The sequence below is a fragment of the Leptospira noguchii serovar Panama str. CZ214 genome (genome assembly GCF_000306255.2).
Taxonomy (GTDB): Bacteria; Spirochaetota; Leptospiria; order Leptospirales; family Leptospiraceae; genus Leptospira; species Leptospira noguchii.
In genome coordinates, this window is the sequence record NZ_AKWY02000034.1 from 432107 (window position 1) to 449455 (window position 17349).

Annotated in this window: 17 protein-coding genes; 11 read left to right on the forward strand and 6 right to left on the reverse strand. The window is 34.5% G+C overall.

What is annotated here, in order from left to right:
* Positions 1 to 185: 185 nt before the first annotated feature.
* A complete protein-coding gene (locus tag LEP1GSC059_RS19310; RefSeq protein ID WP_002154691.1) occupies positions 186 to 854 on the forward strand; it encodes an LIC11874 family lipoprotein in 669 nt (222 codons plus the stop codon).
* Positions 855 to 1398: 544 nt separating this feature from the next.
* Here the strand turns inward: LEP1GSC059_RS19310 and LEP1GSC059_RS19315 are convergent.
* The gene (locus LEP1GSC059_RS19315) at positions 1399 to 2148 is read right to left on the reverse strand and encodes a menaquinone biosynthetic enzyme MqnA/MqnD family protein (protein WP_017214844.1); all 750 of its coding nucleotides are present in this window, start codon (positions 2146 to 2148) and stop codon (positions 1399 to 1401) included.
* Positions 2145 to 2399 (reverse strand): hypothetical protein, encoded by a 255-nt coding sequence (locus LEP1GSC059_RS19320; RefSeq protein WP_036057935.1) that lies wholly within the window; start codon positions 2397 to 2399, stop codon positions 2145 to 2147. The genes LEP1GSC059_RS19315 and LEP1GSC059_RS19320 overlap by 4 nt, the downstream gene beginning before the upstream one ends.
* A 208-nt stretch (positions 2400 to 2607) precedes the next feature.
* On the opposite strand from LEP1GSC059_RS19320, the gene LEP1GSC059_RS19325 reads away from it, so the two are divergent.
* Positions 2608 to 3480 carry a CheR family methyltransferase gene (locus tag LEP1GSC059_RS19325; RefSeq protein WP_002178362.1) on the forward strand — a complete coding sequence of 291 codons (873 nt, stop codon included), beginning with the start codon at positions 2608 to 2610 and terminating at the stop codon, positions 3478 to 3480.
* 777 nt (positions 3481 to 4257) lie between these two features.
* Here the strand turns inward: LEP1GSC059_RS19325 and LEP1GSC059_RS19330 are convergent.
* Positions 4258 to 4779: an HIT family protein gene (locus tag LEP1GSC059_RS19330; protein WP_002178396.1), complete on the reverse strand. Its 522-nt coding sequence runs from the start codon at positions 4777 to 4779 to the stop codon at positions 4258 to 4260.
* A gap of 554 nt (positions 4780 to 5333) precedes the next feature.
* Here LEP1GSC059_RS19330 and rsmH point away from each other — a divergent pair.
* From rsmH to LEP1GSC059_RS19380, 9 genes are all read left to right on the forward strand, one after another.
* Positions 5334 to 6284, forward strand: a complete 951-nt coding sequence (gene rsmH, locus LEP1GSC059_RS19340) for a 16S rRNA (cytosine(1402)-N(4))-methyltransferase RsmH (protein ID WP_036026382.1) — start codon at positions 5334 to 5336, stop codon at positions 6282 to 6284.
* Positions 6285 to 6296: 12 nt separating this feature from the next.
* The gene (locus LEP1GSC059_RS19345; protein ID WP_002153838.1) at positions 6297 to 6650 is read left to right on the forward strand and encodes a hypothetical protein; all 354 of its coding nucleotides are present in this window, start codon (positions 6297 to 6299) and stop codon (positions 6648 to 6650) included.
* Positions 6619 to 8139 carry a UDP-N-acetylmuramoyl-L-alanyl-D-glutamate--2,6-diaminopimelate ligase gene (locus LEP1GSC059_RS19350; RefSeq protein ID WP_017214847.1) on the forward strand — a complete coding sequence of 507 codons (1521 nt, stop codon included), beginning with the start codon at positions 6619 to 6621 and terminating at the stop codon, positions 8137 to 8139. The genes LEP1GSC059_RS19345 and LEP1GSC059_RS19350 overlap by 32 nt, the downstream gene beginning before the upstream one ends.
* A 56-nt stretch (positions 8140 to 8195) precedes the next feature.
* The gene (gene mraY / locus LEP1GSC059_RS19355; RefSeq protein WP_017214848.1) at positions 8196 to 9302 is read left to right on the forward strand and encodes a phospho-N-acetylmuramoyl-pentapeptide-transferase; all 1107 of its coding nucleotides are present in this window, start codon (positions 8196 to 8198) and stop codon (positions 9300 to 9302) included.
* Positions 9299 to 10453, forward strand: coding sequence for an FtsW/RodA/SpoVE family cell cycle protein (locus tag LEP1GSC059_RS19360; protein WP_002178323.1), 1155 nt, complete (start codon positions 9299 to 9301; stop codon positions 10451 to 10453). The genes mraY and LEP1GSC059_RS19360 overlap by 4 nt, the downstream gene beginning before the upstream one ends.
* On the forward strand, positions 10450 to 11526 hold the full coding sequence (locus LEP1GSC059_RS19365; protein ID WP_020981291.1) for a UDP-N-acetylglucosamine--N-acetylmuramyl-(pentapeptide) pyrophosphoryl-undecaprenol N-acetylglucosamine transferase: 1077 nt from the start codon (positions 10450 to 10452) through the stop codon (positions 11524 to 11526). The genes LEP1GSC059_RS19360 and LEP1GSC059_RS19365 overlap by 4 nt, the downstream gene beginning before the upstream one ends.
* 2 nt (positions 11527 to 11528) lie before the next feature.
* Positions 11529 to 13007: a UDP-N-acetylmuramate--L-alanine ligase gene (locus tag LEP1GSC059_RS19370; RefSeq protein ID WP_020981177.1), complete on the forward strand. Its 1479-nt coding sequence runs from the start codon at positions 11529 to 11531 to the stop codon at positions 13005 to 13007.
* Positions 13008 to 13106: 99 nt separating this feature from the next.
* Positions 13107 to 14303: a DUF2157 domain-containing protein gene (locus tag LEP1GSC059_RS19375; RefSeq protein ID WP_017214851.1), complete on the forward strand. Its 1197-nt coding sequence runs from the start codon at positions 13107 to 13109 to the stop codon at positions 14301 to 14303.
* Positions 14300 to 14845, forward strand: a complete 546-nt coding sequence (locus LEP1GSC059_RS19380; protein ID WP_004447526.1) for a GDYXXLXY domain-containing protein — start codon at positions 14300 to 14302, stop codon at positions 14843 to 14845. The genes LEP1GSC059_RS19375 and LEP1GSC059_RS19380 overlap by 4 nt, the downstream gene beginning before the upstream one ends.
* Here the strand turns inward: LEP1GSC059_RS19380 and LEP1GSC059_RS19385 are convergent.
* From LEP1GSC059_RS19385 to LEP1GSC059_RS19395, 3 genes are all read right to left on the reverse strand, one after another.
* The gene (locus LEP1GSC059_RS19385) at positions 14805 to 15695 is read right to left on the reverse strand and encodes an NAD(P)-dependent oxidoreductase (protein ID WP_081099757.1); all 891 of its coding nucleotides are present in this window, start codon (positions 15693 to 15695) and stop codon (positions 14805 to 14807) included. The two genes, LEP1GSC059_RS19380 and LEP1GSC059_RS19385, sit on opposite strands and share 41 nt — an antisense overlap.
* A 104-nt stretch (positions 15696 to 15799) precedes the next feature.
* A complete protein-coding gene (gene mce, locus LEP1GSC059_RS19390) occupies positions 15800 to 16549 on the reverse strand; it encodes a mammalian cell entry protein Mce (protein WP_004456721.1) in 750 nt (249 codons plus the stop codon).
* A 29-nt stretch (positions 16550 to 16578) separates the two neighbouring features.
* Positions 16579 to 17346, reverse strand: coding sequence for an ABC transporter ATP-binding protein (locus LEP1GSC059_RS19395; RefSeq protein ID WP_017214854.1), 768 nt, complete (start codon positions 17344 to 17346; stop codon positions 16579 to 16581).
* Positions 17347 to 17349 lie beyond the last annotated feature (3 nt).

Here is a 17349-nt window from a genome sequence, read left to right on the forward strand (position 1 = left end):
GAATTTTTCAACAACTCTATTGCATACTTACGCTATTTTTCTTAAATTTACAAGTTCTTTAAAATAGTTAGGTAGATTTACAATTTCTTTTCTGAAGTTTTAGAAACTTGAATGGACGGTTCGGAAAGGAAAAACAGAAAACCTCTTTTCGTTGACGGAATCATTTTACATTTCAGATTTGATCTATGAGCCATTTTTCAGGCCGAATTTTTAAGCTCTTTGTTTTTGTAACGATTTTAATCCTTTCCAATTGTTTTGATTACGAGGAAACACTCACTATCAATCACGATTTTTCAGGAACATTAGAGGTTTCTTATGTGGTTCCTACCCGTAGAAATTCGGATGAATCTCTTATCAAATTCCTTCCCACTCAAAAGGATGAAATTTTAGGAAGATTGAATAAAGGTTTTTTTTCTAGAAATATTTCATTAAAGGATTATACGTATCAAAAAATCGTAATTCCCGAAACAGACCCGAGTTTATTTCGAGAAAAAGCGAAGGTTTACTATAAGGTGGAATTTCAAGATCTTTCCCAAATCGAAGACGCTATGCTTGGAAAGGTTCAGGTTCGTAAAAAAGGAAATACTCTTTATGTTAAAAGGGAAATTCCTATGATTAGTCGTTCACCTGAAACTCTCAAGAGAGATGGAGAAAAAAAGATTTATTCGGAAACTCTTCGTTTACTACGTACAAGTTCTATTTTATTTAAGGTCAATTTTCCAATAGCTTCTATTTGTAGATCCAATCGAGGGGATGTAAATTTAGGAAAACTCAGTTATCGTTTGCCTCTTACGGAAACAATCGAAAAAACAGGAAATAATTCTTGGGATTATAGAATTACTGTAATTTATTAATTCCTTTTTAACGTTATATAATTTAGTATATTTTTTATTTCTAATAAACAAAATCTTTTTGTTATTTGTGATAAAGGCTTTTGAAATTTAGGATGGTCATTGTTCGATCCAGTTTTTTCATAACCTTACTGTTTTTTGACGGCTGTGTAAACGAGATGCTTTCGTTCTTCAAAATGTAAGAACTCATACAATTTTTAATATTCTTCAAAAGTTTATAAATTGCTCCGAAAGACTTAATTTGTAGGAACTACAACAGTTCAAGATGATTTTTTCAAGTTTGGAGATAAAACTTAAACCATAGAATTCGGCATAAAAAGAATTTTTTAAAAGTATGAGTTCCTACATTTTTAGAATTTGTTCGTAAAATCGTGATAGTTCCCACATTTTAGGAATCGATTTACAAAGTTCAGATATAAAATTTTTTTTAGAAAAACGCATTTCTTACGCGAATTCACATTAAATACAAAAAAGTTTCTGTAAAATCGATTTATCTGATGATCAATCGTTTCAAAATTAATTTTTCAAAAAATACTAAATCCAGTTTTTATAAAAGGTTTAATTGGCTACATTTCTCGCCAAAAAGTAAAAATCCTTTTTGATCTTCTTCCGTAATTTTATAATGAAGTTCTTTTGTAAGATATTCCCGAACTAAGGTGGAAGAAAGCCTGGATTCATAAGAGATAATTTCTTCTATATGAGAAATTCCATATTCTAAAGATTGAATGAAGATAGAATCGTCTAATTTTAAGGATTTTTTACTCGCCCAAAGAGCAAATATAAAACCAAGCCCTGTGAGTTCGTTCCACCACTGAGCTAAGTCCTTGACCTCGTAAAATTCTGGATTCCATTTTGCCAAAAGAGCGTTGTCTCCAAATAACATGTGTGAGCCGATTCCATTTGAAATTTTTTCCTGGATCAGTTTTGAATCAGTAGGCTCTATGTCTGGGACCAAACCACTTTCTTCATAAATCAAAACTCGGACTAGGGCTACACTCGTTTTAGATCCGTTGTCTGTTAGAATTTGTTTAGGAGGAAAGTTTTCTCTTTTATTTTTAAAAAAGAGAATGGATCTCACCTTTTTTCGAGCGCAGACCCCGGTGCTGTAATACGTATTTAAGACTTGATCGTTTCGAATACATTCGATCGAAGAAATCAATCCAAAATTAATGGCTCCGTTTAATAGATAGTCTTTTAAAATGGCGGGATTTTCCGGGACAATTTCGTGTTTCTTATTTTTTTCAAATCCCCAAGTTAATGGTCTTGCATTTAGGTGTTTAACGATTCCAATCTTCAACAGTTTTCTCTTTCTAAAAACTCCAATAAAATTGGATAATCTGAATTTGCCAAATATAGAATTGCACAGTGATTGGCCGCTGGAACGGCGGCTCCTTCTAAAAAAAACAACTCTTCTCCGACTACAAAATAATGAATTTCCCTCGAGTCTAAAAACGATTTTACGATAGAAAGTAACATTGGGTCCGTCGTTTCCCAGCGAGCCGAAAAATCGTTTTCGTCTTCTTGTTCGTTTCTTTCAAAAGGTTCCATAAAAAGTTTCAAAAAACGTAACGTTTGAATTCCATTTTTTATACCGTCTCATTTTATCAACGGTTTTCAACCAGAAAGTTTTATGGATTTGAAACGATAAGAATTAAAATTGAGAAAAGTTGCAAAACGATTTTTTAATTCATATTTTGAAAACCTAAATTTGTAACTCTTGACAGAGGATTCGGTTTTTTATAAACCATTTCAGAATATGACAGAAAACCAATTCGGAATAACTACAATTTCGGACGAGGAATTTCAATTCGTCAAATCCCTTATGTACAAGGAAACTGGGATCTTTCTTGCGGATCATAAAAAGATCATGGTTCAATCCAGGCTCAACGGAAGAGCGAAACATTTCGGTTTAAAAAACGTTTCTGAATATATAGGAAAACTCAGGGCCGATCACGGATTTTTTAATAGCGAACTTACCGAACTCATCAATCGGATCACTACTAATAAAACAGATTTTTTTCGAGAAAATCATCATTTCGAATTTTTAAGAGATACTTTTTTTCCTTCGTTAGAAGAGAAGGCTGCAAAAAATGGAAAGAAAATTCTCAGAATTTGGTCTAGCGCGTGTTCAACGGGAGAAGAACCCTACACAATTGCAATTACATGTCTAGAATACTTTGCATTCAAACCGGGATGGGACATTAAAATTTATGCATCCGATATAGATACAAATGTGATCAATACCGCCAAGGAAGGAATTTATAAAGAGGATCGTCTGCAGCCCGTGGACGATAAACTCAAAAATAAATACTTTGTTAAACATAAAGATCCAGAAAGAGGGGAATTGACATATCACGCAAAACCGCAACTTAAAAATCTGATCGATTTTCGAAAGGCAAATCTTTTGGAAACTCCTTATCCAATTCCTGAAAAGATGGACTGCGTGTTTTGTAGAAATGTAATTATTTACTTCGATAAACCGACTCAAAAAAAAATATTCGAAAATTTTGAAGCCGTTTTAAAAGATCGAGGATTGCTTATAATCGGGCATTCTGAAACTTTATTTGGAATTTCAGAAAGTTATAAATTTTTAGGACACACGGTCTATCAGAAAAAACCTGTGGTCTAATTTTACTCAGAATTACATAATAAAGCATCTAATCTAACACTTTAAGAATATGAATTCAGCGTAAGAAAATCTGGGCGTGCGTTACCGGACCGTGCTTTCAGCTTCAGTCAATCAATTGTATGAAAGAAACATTATGTAGATAGATCGTTTTACATTTCAATTTGTTATACATAAACGCGATCTGTCGAGCGCACTGCAGAGGAATCTGAGCGAATGCCTCGCATTCAAGAAGCGATGTATTGAGTTCGAGAAGCTAGTTCCGCTGAGTTACCTCGCTTTCGTATTGATTACACCTAACTCATATTAAACGTAATTTTGTAGTAAATATTGAGGTATTCAATTTTATAGAAATAGAGTTGTTGAAAAGTTAATTCTCCTTCAGTTTTATGAAAACGATTGATTGAAGCAGTTTTGTTATTTGAACTATGGAATTTTTCAGCAGCTCTGATGAGTAAATTTTTTCCATCTAAGAGTTTGTTCTAAAACCGTCCAATGTGGGAACTACAACGAAAATTTAACGAAATTAGAACTGCTTGAAAGTTCGCAAATTGCCAAATGTAACCTAGTTTGTGGAGCTACTGCATTTTATTAAAAATTTCTAAAGAATTATCGTATAAAATTCTTTGAGGTTTTGGGACAAGCCCTAAATCTATTAAAGGCAATTTCAAAAATACTTTATCTTTATTTAAAATGTTGATTCTGATTATACTACTGAATCCTGCTTTTATTTTTTCTATAATTCAATTTATTGATGGTTAAAAAATTTTCAAAGAGTTTCTATGAAAATTCTTTCCAGATTCGGATCCATTCCTTTTGCATTTCATAAGGTTCGTAAATTACAATTCTTGAATTTGCTAATACGTCTAAAAATCCAGCTTCATTTGGGAATCTAGGTACAATATGTTCATGAATATGAGGAATTGAACCTCCCGAATTTTTACCTAGATTATAACCTAAGTTGAAACCCTGAACGTTCCAAAGTTTTTTTAAAATTGAAATCGCTTTTACAGTTCCTTCGTGAATTTCTATCGCTTCTTCTTTGGTTAGTTCTTCGTAGGAAAGAATATGACGTTTTGGAAAAACGATTAGATGTCCAGGGTTATAAGGATAAAGATTCACCGAAACGATCGTAAGATCGGCTTCTGCGACGGTAAGATTAGGGACTTCCGGATCTTTTCTACAAATTCCGCAAAGAATACAATCTACATCTGGTCTTTTTCCTCTCGCATAATCCAGTTTGTGAATAGAAAAAAGATTTTTCCTAGGTTCGTCCCATTGTGTAGAATTTGAATCTTCCATACACACTAAATTATTTAAATCTTCTTTTGTGTCAAAAGATTAGCGAGTGTTTGTAAAACTTGAATAGATTTTTAAAAACTCTTATGCGGTTTCGTAATCAATTTAGCATATAAGTTCGATTTACGGAAAAAGATAAAATGTGGGAACTCATACTTTTAACTTTCAAAAACGAGAAATTGAGTAGTACTTTAAAAATGTGGGAACTCATACTTTTAACTTTCAAAAACGAGAAATTGAGTAGTACTTTAAAAATGTGGGAACTCATACTTTTAACTTTCAAAAACGAGAAATTGAGTAGTACTTTAAAAATGTGGGAACTCATACTTTTAACTTTCAAAAACGAGAAATTGAGTAGTACTTTAAAAATGTGGGAACTCATACTTTTAACTTTCAAGAACGAGAAAATTGAGTAGATTCTAAAATGTGGGAACTCACACAAAACAACCGGTCAAATTCAATTTTTGAGAATTTCTACAGATTTGACCGTAAACTACAATTTTAATCAATCCGAATCTCCTTGCAGGATCATCACTTTAGAAAAGAATGGAACTAACTTGGAACCAGTTCATTATTCAGTTCAAGCAAAAGAGATTCTTCAAATTTTTAAAGAGAATTTTCAAAAAGAAGATCCTGTATTATTTTTAGATGGAACTGCAGGAGAAGGAGGACATAGTTTTTTATTTTTAAAAGAATTTCCGAAATCTAAAATTCTACTCTGTGACAGAGATCCGATTATGCTTTCGAGAGCTCTTGCAAGACTTTCTGATTTTTCAGAAAGGATCATTTCGATCCAGACAAACTTTTCAGAGATCGATCAAAATCTTCTTAACTCCTATGGAATTGATCAAACTCCTCAGGGAATCTTATTGGATCTTGGAATTTCCACATTTCATCTTTTTCATTCAGGAAGAGGTTTTAGTTTTCGAGAATCGGAACCTTTGGATATGAGACTCAATCCAAATAGTGGACAGAGTGCAGAAGAGATTTTAAATACATACCCTAAAGACAGATTGATGAATATATTTTACAAGTATGGAGAGGAGAGATGGTCAAAGAAAATCGCAGAAGTAATTATAGAAACTAGAAAACAAAATTCAATTTCAACTACTTCCGAACTTGCAAATCTGATTTCTAAAATAATTCCCCGAAAATTTTGGCCGCCTGGAAGACATCCAGCGACTCGAATTTTTCAAGCGCTTCGGATTGAAGTCAATCAGGAGCTGGCTCATATTGAAAAGGGACTCGGTTCTCTTTTGAATCTTTTGCGTTTTGGAGGAGTAATACAAGTGATTTCGTTTCATTCTCTCGAAGATAGAATCGTTAAAAATTCTTTTAGAGATTATGCGAAACAAAACGACTTTGAACTGATTACTAAAAAACCGATTCTTCCTTCTGAAGAAGAAATCAATGAGAATCCCGCTTCTCGTTCGGCAAAATTGAGAGTACTTAGAAAAACAAAATCGGTCGATAAAAAATACAGAAATAAAAATTTCGAAGAAGAGTAAGAATAAAAATAGATGTCGTCGTTTCTAAAACATTCCATTTGGAAAGATCTCTGGACTTTATTTTTGAACTTAGGAAAGGTGATTCTTTTTTTAAGTTTATTTTTTCTTTATGTTTGGCAAAACGTTCAAGTTGCCAGACTCAACAGAGAAATAGGAATTGCTACGAATGAAAAGATTAAACAGATTAAGAAAAACGACGATTTAAAAATTGGAGTCGCTACTTATACTTCCGCAAAAAGAATCGAAACTCTTTACAGAAAAACATATAACTATCTTCCTATCACAGTGGGGGATAGAATTATTACTTTGAACTTACCACCCGAAAAAAACGAAGATGAAAATGAAGTTAACCAGTCTTCTCCTTGAATTCCCAGAACTTAAATTAAAATCTTACCCTTCCGAAAAAAATCCGGATTCAATCGAAATTGAATATATCCAATCGGATTCTAGGAAGACAAATGAAAACGATATATTCTGCGTAGCCGATTCTATTGGTTTCAAAAAGAAAGAATTTATTTCCAATACAAAAGCTTCCCTAATTTTACTACGAACCGATTCTAACGTGTTTAATGATTCTTTAGAAGTGATAAATTCTTCCAAAGTTTTTTTGGAATGTGAAACTGACCCGGAACAACTACAAGGTAAAATCGCTTCTTTTCTTTTAGGAAATCCTTCTAAAGATCTAGAGATTATAGCCGTAACTGGGACAAACGGTAAAACTTCTTTGACGAATATTCTATTTTCATTGACAAAAGACCAAGGAATCCGTTGTGGATTGATCGGAACAATTGGAGTCAAGTTTGGAGATAGAGTGATAGATACAGGTTATACTACACCGGACGCTTCTTCTCTCAACTTAATTCTCAAAGAGATGAAAGAAGACGGAATCACTACCATTTTTATGGAAGCAAGTTCTCATGGTCTCAAATTAGGAAGAATGAATGGAATTTCTATAAAAGCAGGGGTATTTACAAATCTTACTCAAGATCACTTAGACTTTCATTCAGATATGGAAGATTATTTTGAAAGTAAGTTTCGTCTTTTTGAAATTTTAGATTTTTCTAAATCTCCTTTTGCCGTTTTGGATTACTCTGCGTCTAATGGAAGCAAACTCTATCAGAAAATTCTAAATCGATTTCCGGATCTTCCAATAAATACGTTAGACGGTATTGATGGTAAATATAAAGTAAGTGACATTTTTTTAAACTTACAAGGCACTTACTACGTTTTAAATTTGTCCGAAAACCAAAAACAAAAAATTTCAACCAATTTGCTTGGTTCGTTTAACGTTCGAAATACGGCTCTTGCATTTTTAACTGGAATTGGTATAGGTTTGGATTTAGAAAAGATGTCTAACTCTCTGAAAAAAATCCCTCAGATTCCTGGAAGATTTCAGATCGTTTATAATAAAGATCGTTCTAAGATGGCGGTGGTGGATTATGCACATACTCCGGATGCACTCGAAAATATAATCCGAAGTGTAAGGGATTCTCAACCTAAACGTTTAATTACTTTATTTGGATGTGGAGGAGATCGGGATAGAACCAAACGACCTAAAATGGCTCGAATCGCCGAACAACTTTCCGATCAGGTGATCTTGACTTCCGATAATCCTAGAACGGAAAAACCGGAGGCGATTTTAGATGAAATTCAAACCGGATTTTCCACTGGTTTCACTCCACTTTTAAGAGAAGTAGACCGTGCAAAAGCAATTGTGGAAGGGATTTCTTGTTTACCCGAAGGAGGGTGTTTACTCGTGGCTGGAAAAGGACACGAAGAATACCAGATCATTGGAAAGGAAAAACGTCATTTTAGCGACGTAGAAGAAGTTCAAAAAGCATTCGGGCTTTTTTAGAAATTTTCCGATACAAAAAATGAATACTCCGTTTTTCTAAAAGCAGGACAGGTAAAATGTTTTATTATCTCTATGATCTTTATTTCAATCATCTAGATTCACTTCGGATTTTCAGTTATGTTACCTTTAGAGCTTTGATGGCTGGTTTGACTTCTATGTTAGTCACGTTTTGGTTCGGACATAGGATTATAGACTTTTTATACGGATTAAAATTTAGAGAATCCGTTCGAGACGACGGCCCAAAATCCCACGAAATTAAAAAAGGAACACCTACGATGGGAGGACTTTTAATCATAGGTTCTCTTTTGATTTCGGTTTTACTCTGGGGTAATTTAAAAAATCCGAATGTAATTTTACTCTCCGTATTTTCCCTTTCTTTTTCTGCATTGGGTTTTGCAGATGATTATATGAAATCAGTAAAAAGGATCAAGGGTGGAATGAGGGCCAGAACTAAGTTTATCCTTTCGATTTTGATTTCTTTTGTTTTTTGTATATTATTTTTTTATTATACTGGAACGACCGGTCAAACAGGTAAAATTTCTTTTCAGCTTACGGATTTGTTTTTTCCTTTTGTCAAGGGACCCGTAATCGCGTTAGGTGTAATTGCAATTCCCTTTTCAATTCTTGTAATCATTGGTTCTTCTCATGCGGTGAATTTGACGGACGGACTTGATGGTCTTGCAACAGGAACCGTTGTGGTTTCAGTAATGACTTTAGGAATCATTGCATATTTTTCTGGAACTCCTATTGTGGCGAATTATCTGAACATCCCTTATCTTCCGGGTGCACACGAATATTCCGTATTTCTTTCCGCGCTTACAGGTGCACTTTTCGGTTTTTTATGGTTCAACGCGCACCCCGCCCAAGTGTTTATGGGTGATACCGGTTCCTTATTTTTAGGAGCGACACTTGGAATGATCGTAATTCTTTTGAAGAAGGAAATTTTACTTTTAATCTTAGGAGCGATCTTTGTCAGCGAAGCTATTTCGGTAATACTTCAAGTAGGTTCATTTAAACTGACCGGAAAAAGGATTTTTAAAATGGCGCCGCTTCATCATCATTTTGAGTTAGGCGGACTAAAGGAAACTAAAATAGTGATTCGTTTTTGGATCATTGCGATCATTTTGGCGATCATATCTTTGTCTACTTTGAAAATTCAATGATCGATTTTATCATAAGAAAGTGGAGAGAATTTTGGCTTCCCGGAAAAAATTCCTTAGACGTTCTTTTGGTCGTGACAATTTTTATTCTCTTATTTACTGGGCTCTGTGTTATGTATTCTTCTTCGAGTATTACAGCCTGGAGAGAGTTTAAGGATTCTGAATATTTTTTAAAAAAACAAACAATTTGGATTTGTATAGGATTGGTTTTCTTTTTTTTCTTTTCCCTATTTCCTTATCAAAAACTCGAAAAACTAGCGTTAGTCGGAATTGTTTTGGCGATAGGTCTTTTGGTTTTGGTTTTTATTCCTGGAATTGGAAAATCCGTTTCTACTTATTACGGAAGAAACTTTCACAGATGGATCGCCTTGGGTCCATATCAATTACAACCTTCCGAGGTGGCTAAGGTGGCGGTTCTTGTTTATCTCGCTTCTCTCTTTCAAAAATTAAAATTAGAAATTACTCCGGACTATAAAAAACTTCTAATCCCCATTTTACTTCTTTTGACAGTGATTGTGTTGATTCTTGTAGAACCTGCGTTTGGAACCACACTTGAAATTCTATTTGTCATTTTGGGTTTTATTTTTTTATTCGGATTTCCATTTCGAAACCTGCTCATTGCAGGGATTGTTTCACTTCCGTTGATTTATATTTTGATCGATCGTGTAGGTTATCGAAAGAAAAGGGTAGAGGTTTGGCTTGATCCCTATCGGTATCGTTTTGATGAAGGTCATCAGCTCGTAACTTCGTTTAGAGCATTTTTAGACGGTGGATGGTTCGGAAATAAATTGGCATCTGGTTACGCACATAGATATTTAACTTACAGTCATACCGATTTCGTGCTTTCTACGTTTGTAGAAGATTTTGGTTTTATCGGATTTATGACGTTTATTTTTCTGGTTCTACTTTTATTATTCCGAAGTTTTTATTTGATCCAAAAAGTTCAAGATCCGTTTGGATTTTATTTAGGATCGGGGATTTTGATCGTTTTAGGAACCCAGTTTATCATCAATATGTTTGTAGTAACTGGAATTTTTCCGATTACCGGAATTAGTTTGCCGTTTGTAAGTTACGGAGGATCTTCGATTCTGATCGTGTTGATTTCTCTCGGAATTCTTGTCAATATTACTCGAAAGGAAAATTTGGGTCTATGAGATCAATTGTAATCGTAGCCGGTGGAACCGGAGGACATATTTCACCGGGAGTTGCACTTGCGGAAGTATTGACCGAATTGAAAGAAAAAATTGGATATGAAAATTTATATTTATATTCTTTGGTTCGTAATAAAAATAATCAGGATTTAGAACAGGCTCCTTGCCCGGTTTTATGGCATAATCTTCCGCCTCTTTCCAGTAATTTTTTTCTATTTCCTATTCGGTATACCATTCAAATTATAAAGACTTTTATTATATTTAAAAAATTGAATATAGATGTAATCATAGGAATGGGAGGGTATTCTACGGTATCTTCTATTCTTTATGGGATATTTTTTAGAAAAAAAATTTATCTCTGTGAGCAGAATACAATTCCGGGAAACGTAAATCGATTGTTCTTTCGATTTGCGAGTAAAGTGGCGTTTAGTTTACCGCCTAAAAATTCTAAAATTCCATGCGATTATCAAGTGTTGGGAAATCCTCTTCGAAAAAAAACGATTCCAAAGATGTCTCTTAAGTTTTTCGAAAAATATGATACTAAAAAGAAAAAACAATTTAACGTGCTTGTGATGGGAGGAAGTCAAGGTGCGAGGCAGATCAATAATATTGTAATCGCTTTAATGGGTCATGAGGAAATCAACACTCAATTCCGATTTAGGGTACTGACCGGTTCAGCTCTTTACGAAGAGGTTTCTAAAAAATCTAAAAAGGACGCGGAACTTATCTCTTATTCGGATAACATGAAGGAACACTATGAATGGGCAAACTTTGTCATTGCTCGTTCCGGCTCTGGAGTTCTTTCCGAATGTGCCGCATTTGCATTGCCTATGATTTTGATACCTTATCCTTATGCAAAAGACGATCACCAAATGGCAAACGCAAAATATTTTGAGCTCAACGGGGCGGCGATCGTAATTGATCAAAAAGACGAGGATGAGTCTTATCTCTTTCGTGTTCTAGATCAAATGGCAAATAACGTCAATTTGTTAAACGACATGTCAATCAGTTCTCTTGAATGTTCTCACGTGGACGCTTCCAAGGACACGGCTAAATACTTTTTTTCTCTCGATTGAAGATGGATCCAAAATCCTTTCAAAAACCGTTTTTTTTGGGAATCGGCGGCTCTGGAATGTCTTCTCTTGCGTTTTTATTTTTGAGCAAGGGTTTTGAGGTAAGTGGGTACGACGGTAAAAATTCCGGAGTTGTGGAGAAATTGATTTCAAATGGAGCAATCGTATTCCATAAATCTGATATTATAGAAATAGAAAATTATAGTATAGCGGTATATTCTTCCGCTATCCGATTGGATAGCCACCCTTTGGTAAAAAAGTTTAGGGAAAAAGGAATTCCTTTGATTCATCGATCGGAACTACTTCATAAAATCATGTCGGAGAAAAAACAAATTTCAGTTGCGGGTTCGCATGGAAAAACAACTACAACCGCAATGACGGCGTTTTTATTGGAAAAGTGTGGAATGTTTCCATCCGTAATGGTGGGAGGAGAAGTAGCGTTTTTAGGTGGTAAGGGTGGAGTATGGGGAAAGGGTGAATGGGGAATATTTGAATCGGACGAATCGGACGGAACATTTAATAATCATTATGCGGAAATCAGAATCCTTACTAATGTAGACGAAGACCATTTAGATTATTATAAAACTAGAGAAAACTTGTTGAACGCATTTGCGCGTTATATGGAAAGAGCATCCAGGAGATTGATTTTAAATTTAGACGATATAGGAATTAGGGATTCTATTAAACTTATCAAAGATCGTTCCAGAATATTAGGGTTTTCTAAAATTGAAAATCCGGATGAATTTATGGATGTTTTGTCGCAAAATTCGAAAAAACCAATTGTACAAGATTTAAAAGAGAATTCTTTCGAAATCGGAATATTTGATTTTACAAAAAAAGAGGTTTTTTCTGACATTGATCTAGAACAAATTGTATATTATACAATACAATCTAGGGTTTTATATTTTTATTTTCAAAAAAAAGAATATTCTTTTTCTCTAAAGTATCCAGGTGAACACTACTTAAAAAATGCTTTGGCTTCGATTTTGGCTTGTTTTGAAACTGGAATTCCTTTTTCTGAATTGGTTTCTAAAATTTCAGAATATTCAGGCGTAAATAGAAGACTTGAATATTTAGGAAGTAAAAACGGAATCGAAGTCTACGACGATTATGGTCATCATCCCACTGAAATCAAGGCGGTGATACAGTCTATGGAAGAGTTAAAAAAAGAAGGAAGGGCAGTCATATTGTTTCAACCACACAGATATACTCGAACGCAAAATCTTTATAAGGAGTTTGCAGAAAGTTTAGATTCGGGAGAGATTGTGTTTCTTTTACCAATTTATTCTGCAGGAGAAGACGCTATTGATGGAGTTAATGCAAAACTCATTGCAGATTTTATGAAGGTTCCTGCAAAAATTCTTACTAAGGAGATTTCGCAAGGAGTTCTTACATTGAAAAGTTTTCTAAAACCTGGAGATAAATTAGTCACCCTAGGAGCGGGTAACGTAAGGGATTGGGGGCTGGCTTTTTTAAAGGATTAAGACTTCTTTTAAAAATTACTGATTAAAGTAAGAGTTTGGATTCTCCCGATTAAAAAACTTCTTGTATTTAGTTAAATTCTCCCTAAAGTCTTCCCATCTATGAGATTAGAACAAAAACTAAAAAGATGGGTAGATAAGGGGCTCATCGGTTCTGAACAATCAGAAGCGATTTTAAATTTCGAAGAAAATCGAAAATCTCCGTATCTATACTATTCGTTCCTCATTTTAGGCGCGGTCGTTATTGGAATTGGTGTTATTGCTATTATTGCAGCTAACTGGGAAGAAATTCATGATTTTGTTAAATTGGGATTTGGCCTTGCCGTTCTTGCTCTTGTAGCGGGACTAGGTTTTTGGAAACGGAAAAATTCAAATCTACTTACAGTTTTTATAATACTCTATTCAATTTTAATCTTAGGTATGATCGGACTGATCTCTCAGGTTTACAACTTAGAAGGAGAGTATTATCAAGCGGCGATGCTTTGGTGTATACTCAGTTGTTTGTTCTTGATTGCAACCGATTCTAAAACCTTTTTGCATCTTTGGATTTTAGGGTTTCAAATTTTTATGATTGGATGGATCCAGGAATACACTTTGGATCATCCGGAACATTTTGGACAAAACCAGAGTTACTGGATTCAATATTTTTATTATTCTCTAATGATTTTTACGGGAGTTTGGTTAGTTTCTGAAAAATTTGTTTTGGAATCTAGAAAAAATACTCTATTTTTTTGGGCCGTAATTTTTTGGATTGTTGGAACTTGGTCAATGAGTTTTTTTTCACATTTTACCAACTCGTATAATGGTTCTGGCATAGAAGACGAGATAGATTATCAGTTTGGGTGGTTGATTATGATTTGTAGATTGTTGATTCTAATTCCAATTTTCTATCTTTTAGTTTTTAATCCTGAAATTGATTCTAATCAAAAAAAATCTTTAGGAATCGGTTTAGTTTTATTTTTCTTACTGTGTTTCCCACATCCATTTCGTTATATTCATTCAGCAGAGCCGACAATCGGAACACATATTTGGAATTATTCTATCAAATTGTTTCCTTCTTTTTTGTTCCTTCTATTTTGGTTGGCAATTGCGTCCGCGTTTCGAAACCATAAAATGATTTTTGACCTTTCTTTAGCAATCATAGGAATTCGATTTCTATTCTTTTATTTTGATTTATTTGGAAGCCTCACCTATACTGGATTTGGACTGATCATTTCTGGATTACTAATTATAATATTTACGATCGGATATTTAAAATACAGATCTAAGATAAGAATTTTATTAGGAGGAGGGGAATGAAAATTTTAAAACTAGCTCTTCCTGTTGCCTTGTTGCTTCCAGTTTTGTTTTTCGCTTCGGAGATTATAACTTTAGAATTTACTAAAACTAGAGGAAAGGAACTAATTCTACCAATCGCTGGTTATGATCCAAGAGATCTACTTTCGGGGCACTATCTTCAATATAATATTGGGTTTCAAACTGGCGAAGATGGTGTTTGTAAAAGACAAAAAAATGAGATATTGAATCAATCGAATACAGACGGAAAGAGTTGTATTTGTTATCCTCATTTGGGTAGGATTTATGAAAACGAAGGACTTGTTGTAGAAGATTGTAATGAAGAAACTTTAGAGGATAAGAGCATCTGTAAAGTATATTTACGTGGAACCTGTAAATATGGACGTTTTGAGATTGAAAACGGACGTTATTATGTGAACGAAAAAAAAGCTTTAGAATACGAAAAACGACTTAGAAAAGAAAAAGTACATATACGTTTAAAAGTGAATCAGGAAGGAAAGGCAATTACAGATTCTCTGATTTGGGAGGACGGATCTTCGCTGTAACTTCGTTTAAGCTGCAAAAATCATTTTCCGCATAACCTGCGTTCACTCCTAAGTCGTAGATGTTTGTGAGATTTTGACAAAGAGAAAGGTTTGTTTTATTTTCTCTGGCAAGTTCCATTGCGTGATAAACGTCCTTTCTCATGTTCTTTAAAGAAAAATGAGTTTCGTAGTTTCCTGAAAATACATAAGGAAATTTGAATTCTGCAATTCCCGATTTAGCAGCGGATTGAAGAAGAATATCTTTCAGTATCGAAGGATCCAATCCCGAATTTTTTGCAAGTTCAAAACCTTCCATATAAACTTGAAAAATTCCCGCCTGAATCATGTTAAGTGCAAGTTTTGCCTTTTGACCTCCGCCTATTTGATTACAGTAGACTACATCTTTACCGCAAATTTTAAAGAAAAATTGAATGTCTTTTATATCTTCTTGTTTGGCTCCTATCATAAAAAGAATCTGTCCGTCTTTTGCTGCGTTTTTAGAGCCGGTCATAGGAGAATCGTAAAAACGAATTTTTTTTACCGAACATAACTCAGAAAGTTTCAAGGTCAAAGAAATTGAGGTGGTTCCGCAGTCGATTAAGACGGGAGGTTTTAGATCTAAAAGTCCTGAAGAAATTGTTTCCTTTTCTACGATTTGATCTTCGGTCAAACAAAGAACTACTAAATCGGAATTTTTAGAAGCTTCTACGGGAGAATCGAAAATTTGCACATTATCTTTTTTTAAATCTTGTATTTTAGAAACATTTCTTGTGTAGAGCCTGAGGTTATGCCCGGCCTTTGAAAGATTTGCCGCCATTCCTCGCCCCATAATTCCGGTTCCTATAATCGATATTGTATATTTATTAATCATAATATAGAATTAAAATAATTTACAGTGTGTTTAAAACTTTATTCAATTTGTCAGAAAAATCAAGTTGCAAAATCTGTTCCAGTCTTGGGACAAATCTTATCATATTAAAAAGCGCTTAACGCTGCTCGAATAAAGCTTGTAACCGGGGTTTGTTCTCTTGTATCTTCTAGGCCTTCTCTAAGTTCCCTTAGGACAATTTGTGCATCTGTCAAAACCGTGTTTACATTTTTATGAACGTCGTCGTTGTTAATCAATCTCCCCAAACTTCCGTCTCCTGTATTAATTTTTGTGGTAATATCTGCGATATTAGAAAAGGTTTTTCGAATGTCGCCTCTGTTTTCAGAAATCAATTCTGATAAACTTACTAAAGGATCTTGTAATACTCGGCCTTTGAGTGAACCAGTCGTTTTATAATCTATCATAGTAACTGGAGTTGTTCTAGTTTTGAGTTGTTTTGGTTCCAGATCTGTAGTGCCCGGATCAATTGCGATCACACGTCCGGTCAAGAGGCTTTCATTTTTAATGATAATGTCATAGTTGTCATAGAGATTGATTTTTTCTCTTAATAACATCGTAATTTCTACTCTGGTTCCAATTCCAATTTCTCCTGATTGAACCTCGATTCCACTTTCATCAATTTGAATCAGTCTGATTGCAGAAACGTAACCGAAAGGTACTCCTTGAACGGTTACTTTATTTCCTACTTTGATTCCTTCCGCGTTTCTAAAGGTGGCCTTCATAAACTCTCCCTTTTTTTTAATGGGGCCACCTTCCGTAATAATCGTAAAATAACCGACTACGGTAATCGCAGCGGTGAAAATGATTCCTACAAGTAGATAACGTAACGAATTCATATTCAATTCTCCTTATATAGAAAACAGTTTTACGATTTGGTTTCCAAAATCATAGGCCCTGTAGTTTTTCCGTGAATAAATTGTTGGATCAGTTCATTGTTTGAATTTTGAATTTCTTCGGGAGTTCCGGTAAATACGATTTGCCCTTTGTAGACAAAACTGATTCTATCTGCAATCATGTAAGCGCTAGACATGTCGTGTGTAACTACAACTTGTGCGGCCCCGGTCTCTTTTTGAATTTTTAATACTAGTTCGTTGATCACGTTAGACATCACAGGGTCCAAACCGGAAGTAGGTTCGTCATAGAGAATAATTTCCGGATTGGTAGTAATCGCCCTTGCGATTCCTGCTCTTTTTTTCATACCACCGGATATATCGTTCGGAAAATTATCTTTTGCAATCACCATATCCACTAATTTTAATTTTTCCATTACGATTTTTTGGATTTTTTCTTCCGAAGCCAATTTATGTTCTCTTAAAGGAAGGGCTACGTTATCAAAGACGGTTAACCAATTGATCAGCGCTCCTGACTGAAATAAAACTCCCATTCTCGCACGTAGTCTCTTTTTAACTTTGGAATCTACTCTAGAAATACTTTCTCCGAAGATAAAACAATCCCCCGCGTCCGGTTCTAAAAGTCCAGTGATATGTTTGAGAGTGACAGACTTACCTGTTCCAGAAGGACCCAGGATCACTAAGGTTTCTCCTTTTTTTACGTGAAGATCCATTCCTGCTAGGATCTTTCTTTTGCCGAAAGTTTTATGTACGTTTTTAAGTTCGATTGCAAACGGTTCCATGGT

Coding starts and splice junctions, on each gene's coding strand:
- LEP1GSC059_RS19310 (WP_002154691.1), top strand. CDS start 186: ATGAGCCATTTTTCAGGCCGAATTTTTAAGCTCTTTGTTTTTGTAACG.
- LEP1GSC059_RS19320 (WP_036057935.1), bottom strand. CDS start 2,399: ATGGAACCTTTTGAAAGAAACGAACAAGAAGACGAAAACGATTTTTCG.
- LEP1GSC059_RS19325 (WP_002178362.1), top strand. CDS start 2,608: ATGACAGAAAACCAATTCGGAATAACTACAATTTCGGACGAGGAATTT.
- LEP1GSC059_RS19330 (WP_002178396.1), bottom strand. CDS start 4,779: ATGGAAGATTCAAATTCTACACAATGGGACGAACCTAGGAAAAATCTT.
- LEP1GSC059_RS19345 (WP_002153838.1), top strand. CDS start 6,297: ATGTCGTCGTTTCTAAAACATTCCATTTGGAAAGATCTCTGGACTTTA.
- LEP1GSC059_RS19350 (WP_017214847.1), top strand. CDS start 6,619: ATGAAAATGAAGTTAACCAGTCTTCTCCTTGAATTCCCAGAACTTAAA.
- mraY (WP_017214848.1), top strand. CDS start 8,196: ATGTTTTATTATCTCTATGATCTTTATTTCAATCATCTAGATTCACTT.
- LEP1GSC059_RS19360 (WP_002178323.1), top strand. CDS start 9,299: ATGATCGATTTTATCATAAGAAAGTGGAGAGAATTTTGGCTTCCCGGA.
- LEP1GSC059_RS19365 (WP_020981291.1), top strand. CDS start 10,450: ATGAGATCAATTGTAATCGTAGCCGGTGGAACCGGAGGACATATTTCA.
- LEP1GSC059_RS19370 (WP_020981177.1), top strand. CDS start 11,529: ATGGATCCAAAATCCTTTCAAAAACCGTTTTTTTTGGGAATCGGCGGC.
- LEP1GSC059_RS19375 (WP_017214851.1), top strand. CDS start 13,107: ATGAGATTAGAACAAAAACTAAAAAGATGGGTAGATAAGGGGCTCATC.
- LEP1GSC059_RS19380 (WP_004447526.1), top strand. CDS start 14,300: ATGAAAATTTTAAAACTAGCTCTTCCTGTTGCCTTGTTGCTTCCAGTT.
- LEP1GSC059_RS19385 (WP_081099757.1), bottom strand. CDS start 15,695: ATGATTAATAAATATACAATATCGATTATAGGAACCGGAATTATGGGG.
- mce (WP_004456721.1), bottom strand. CDS start 16,549: ATGAATTCGTTACGTTATCTACTTGTAGGAATCATTTTCACCGCTGCG.
- LEP1GSC059_RS19395 (WP_017214854.1), bottom strand. CDS start 17,346: ATGGAACCGTTTGCAATCGAACTTAAAAACGTACATAAAACTTTCGGC.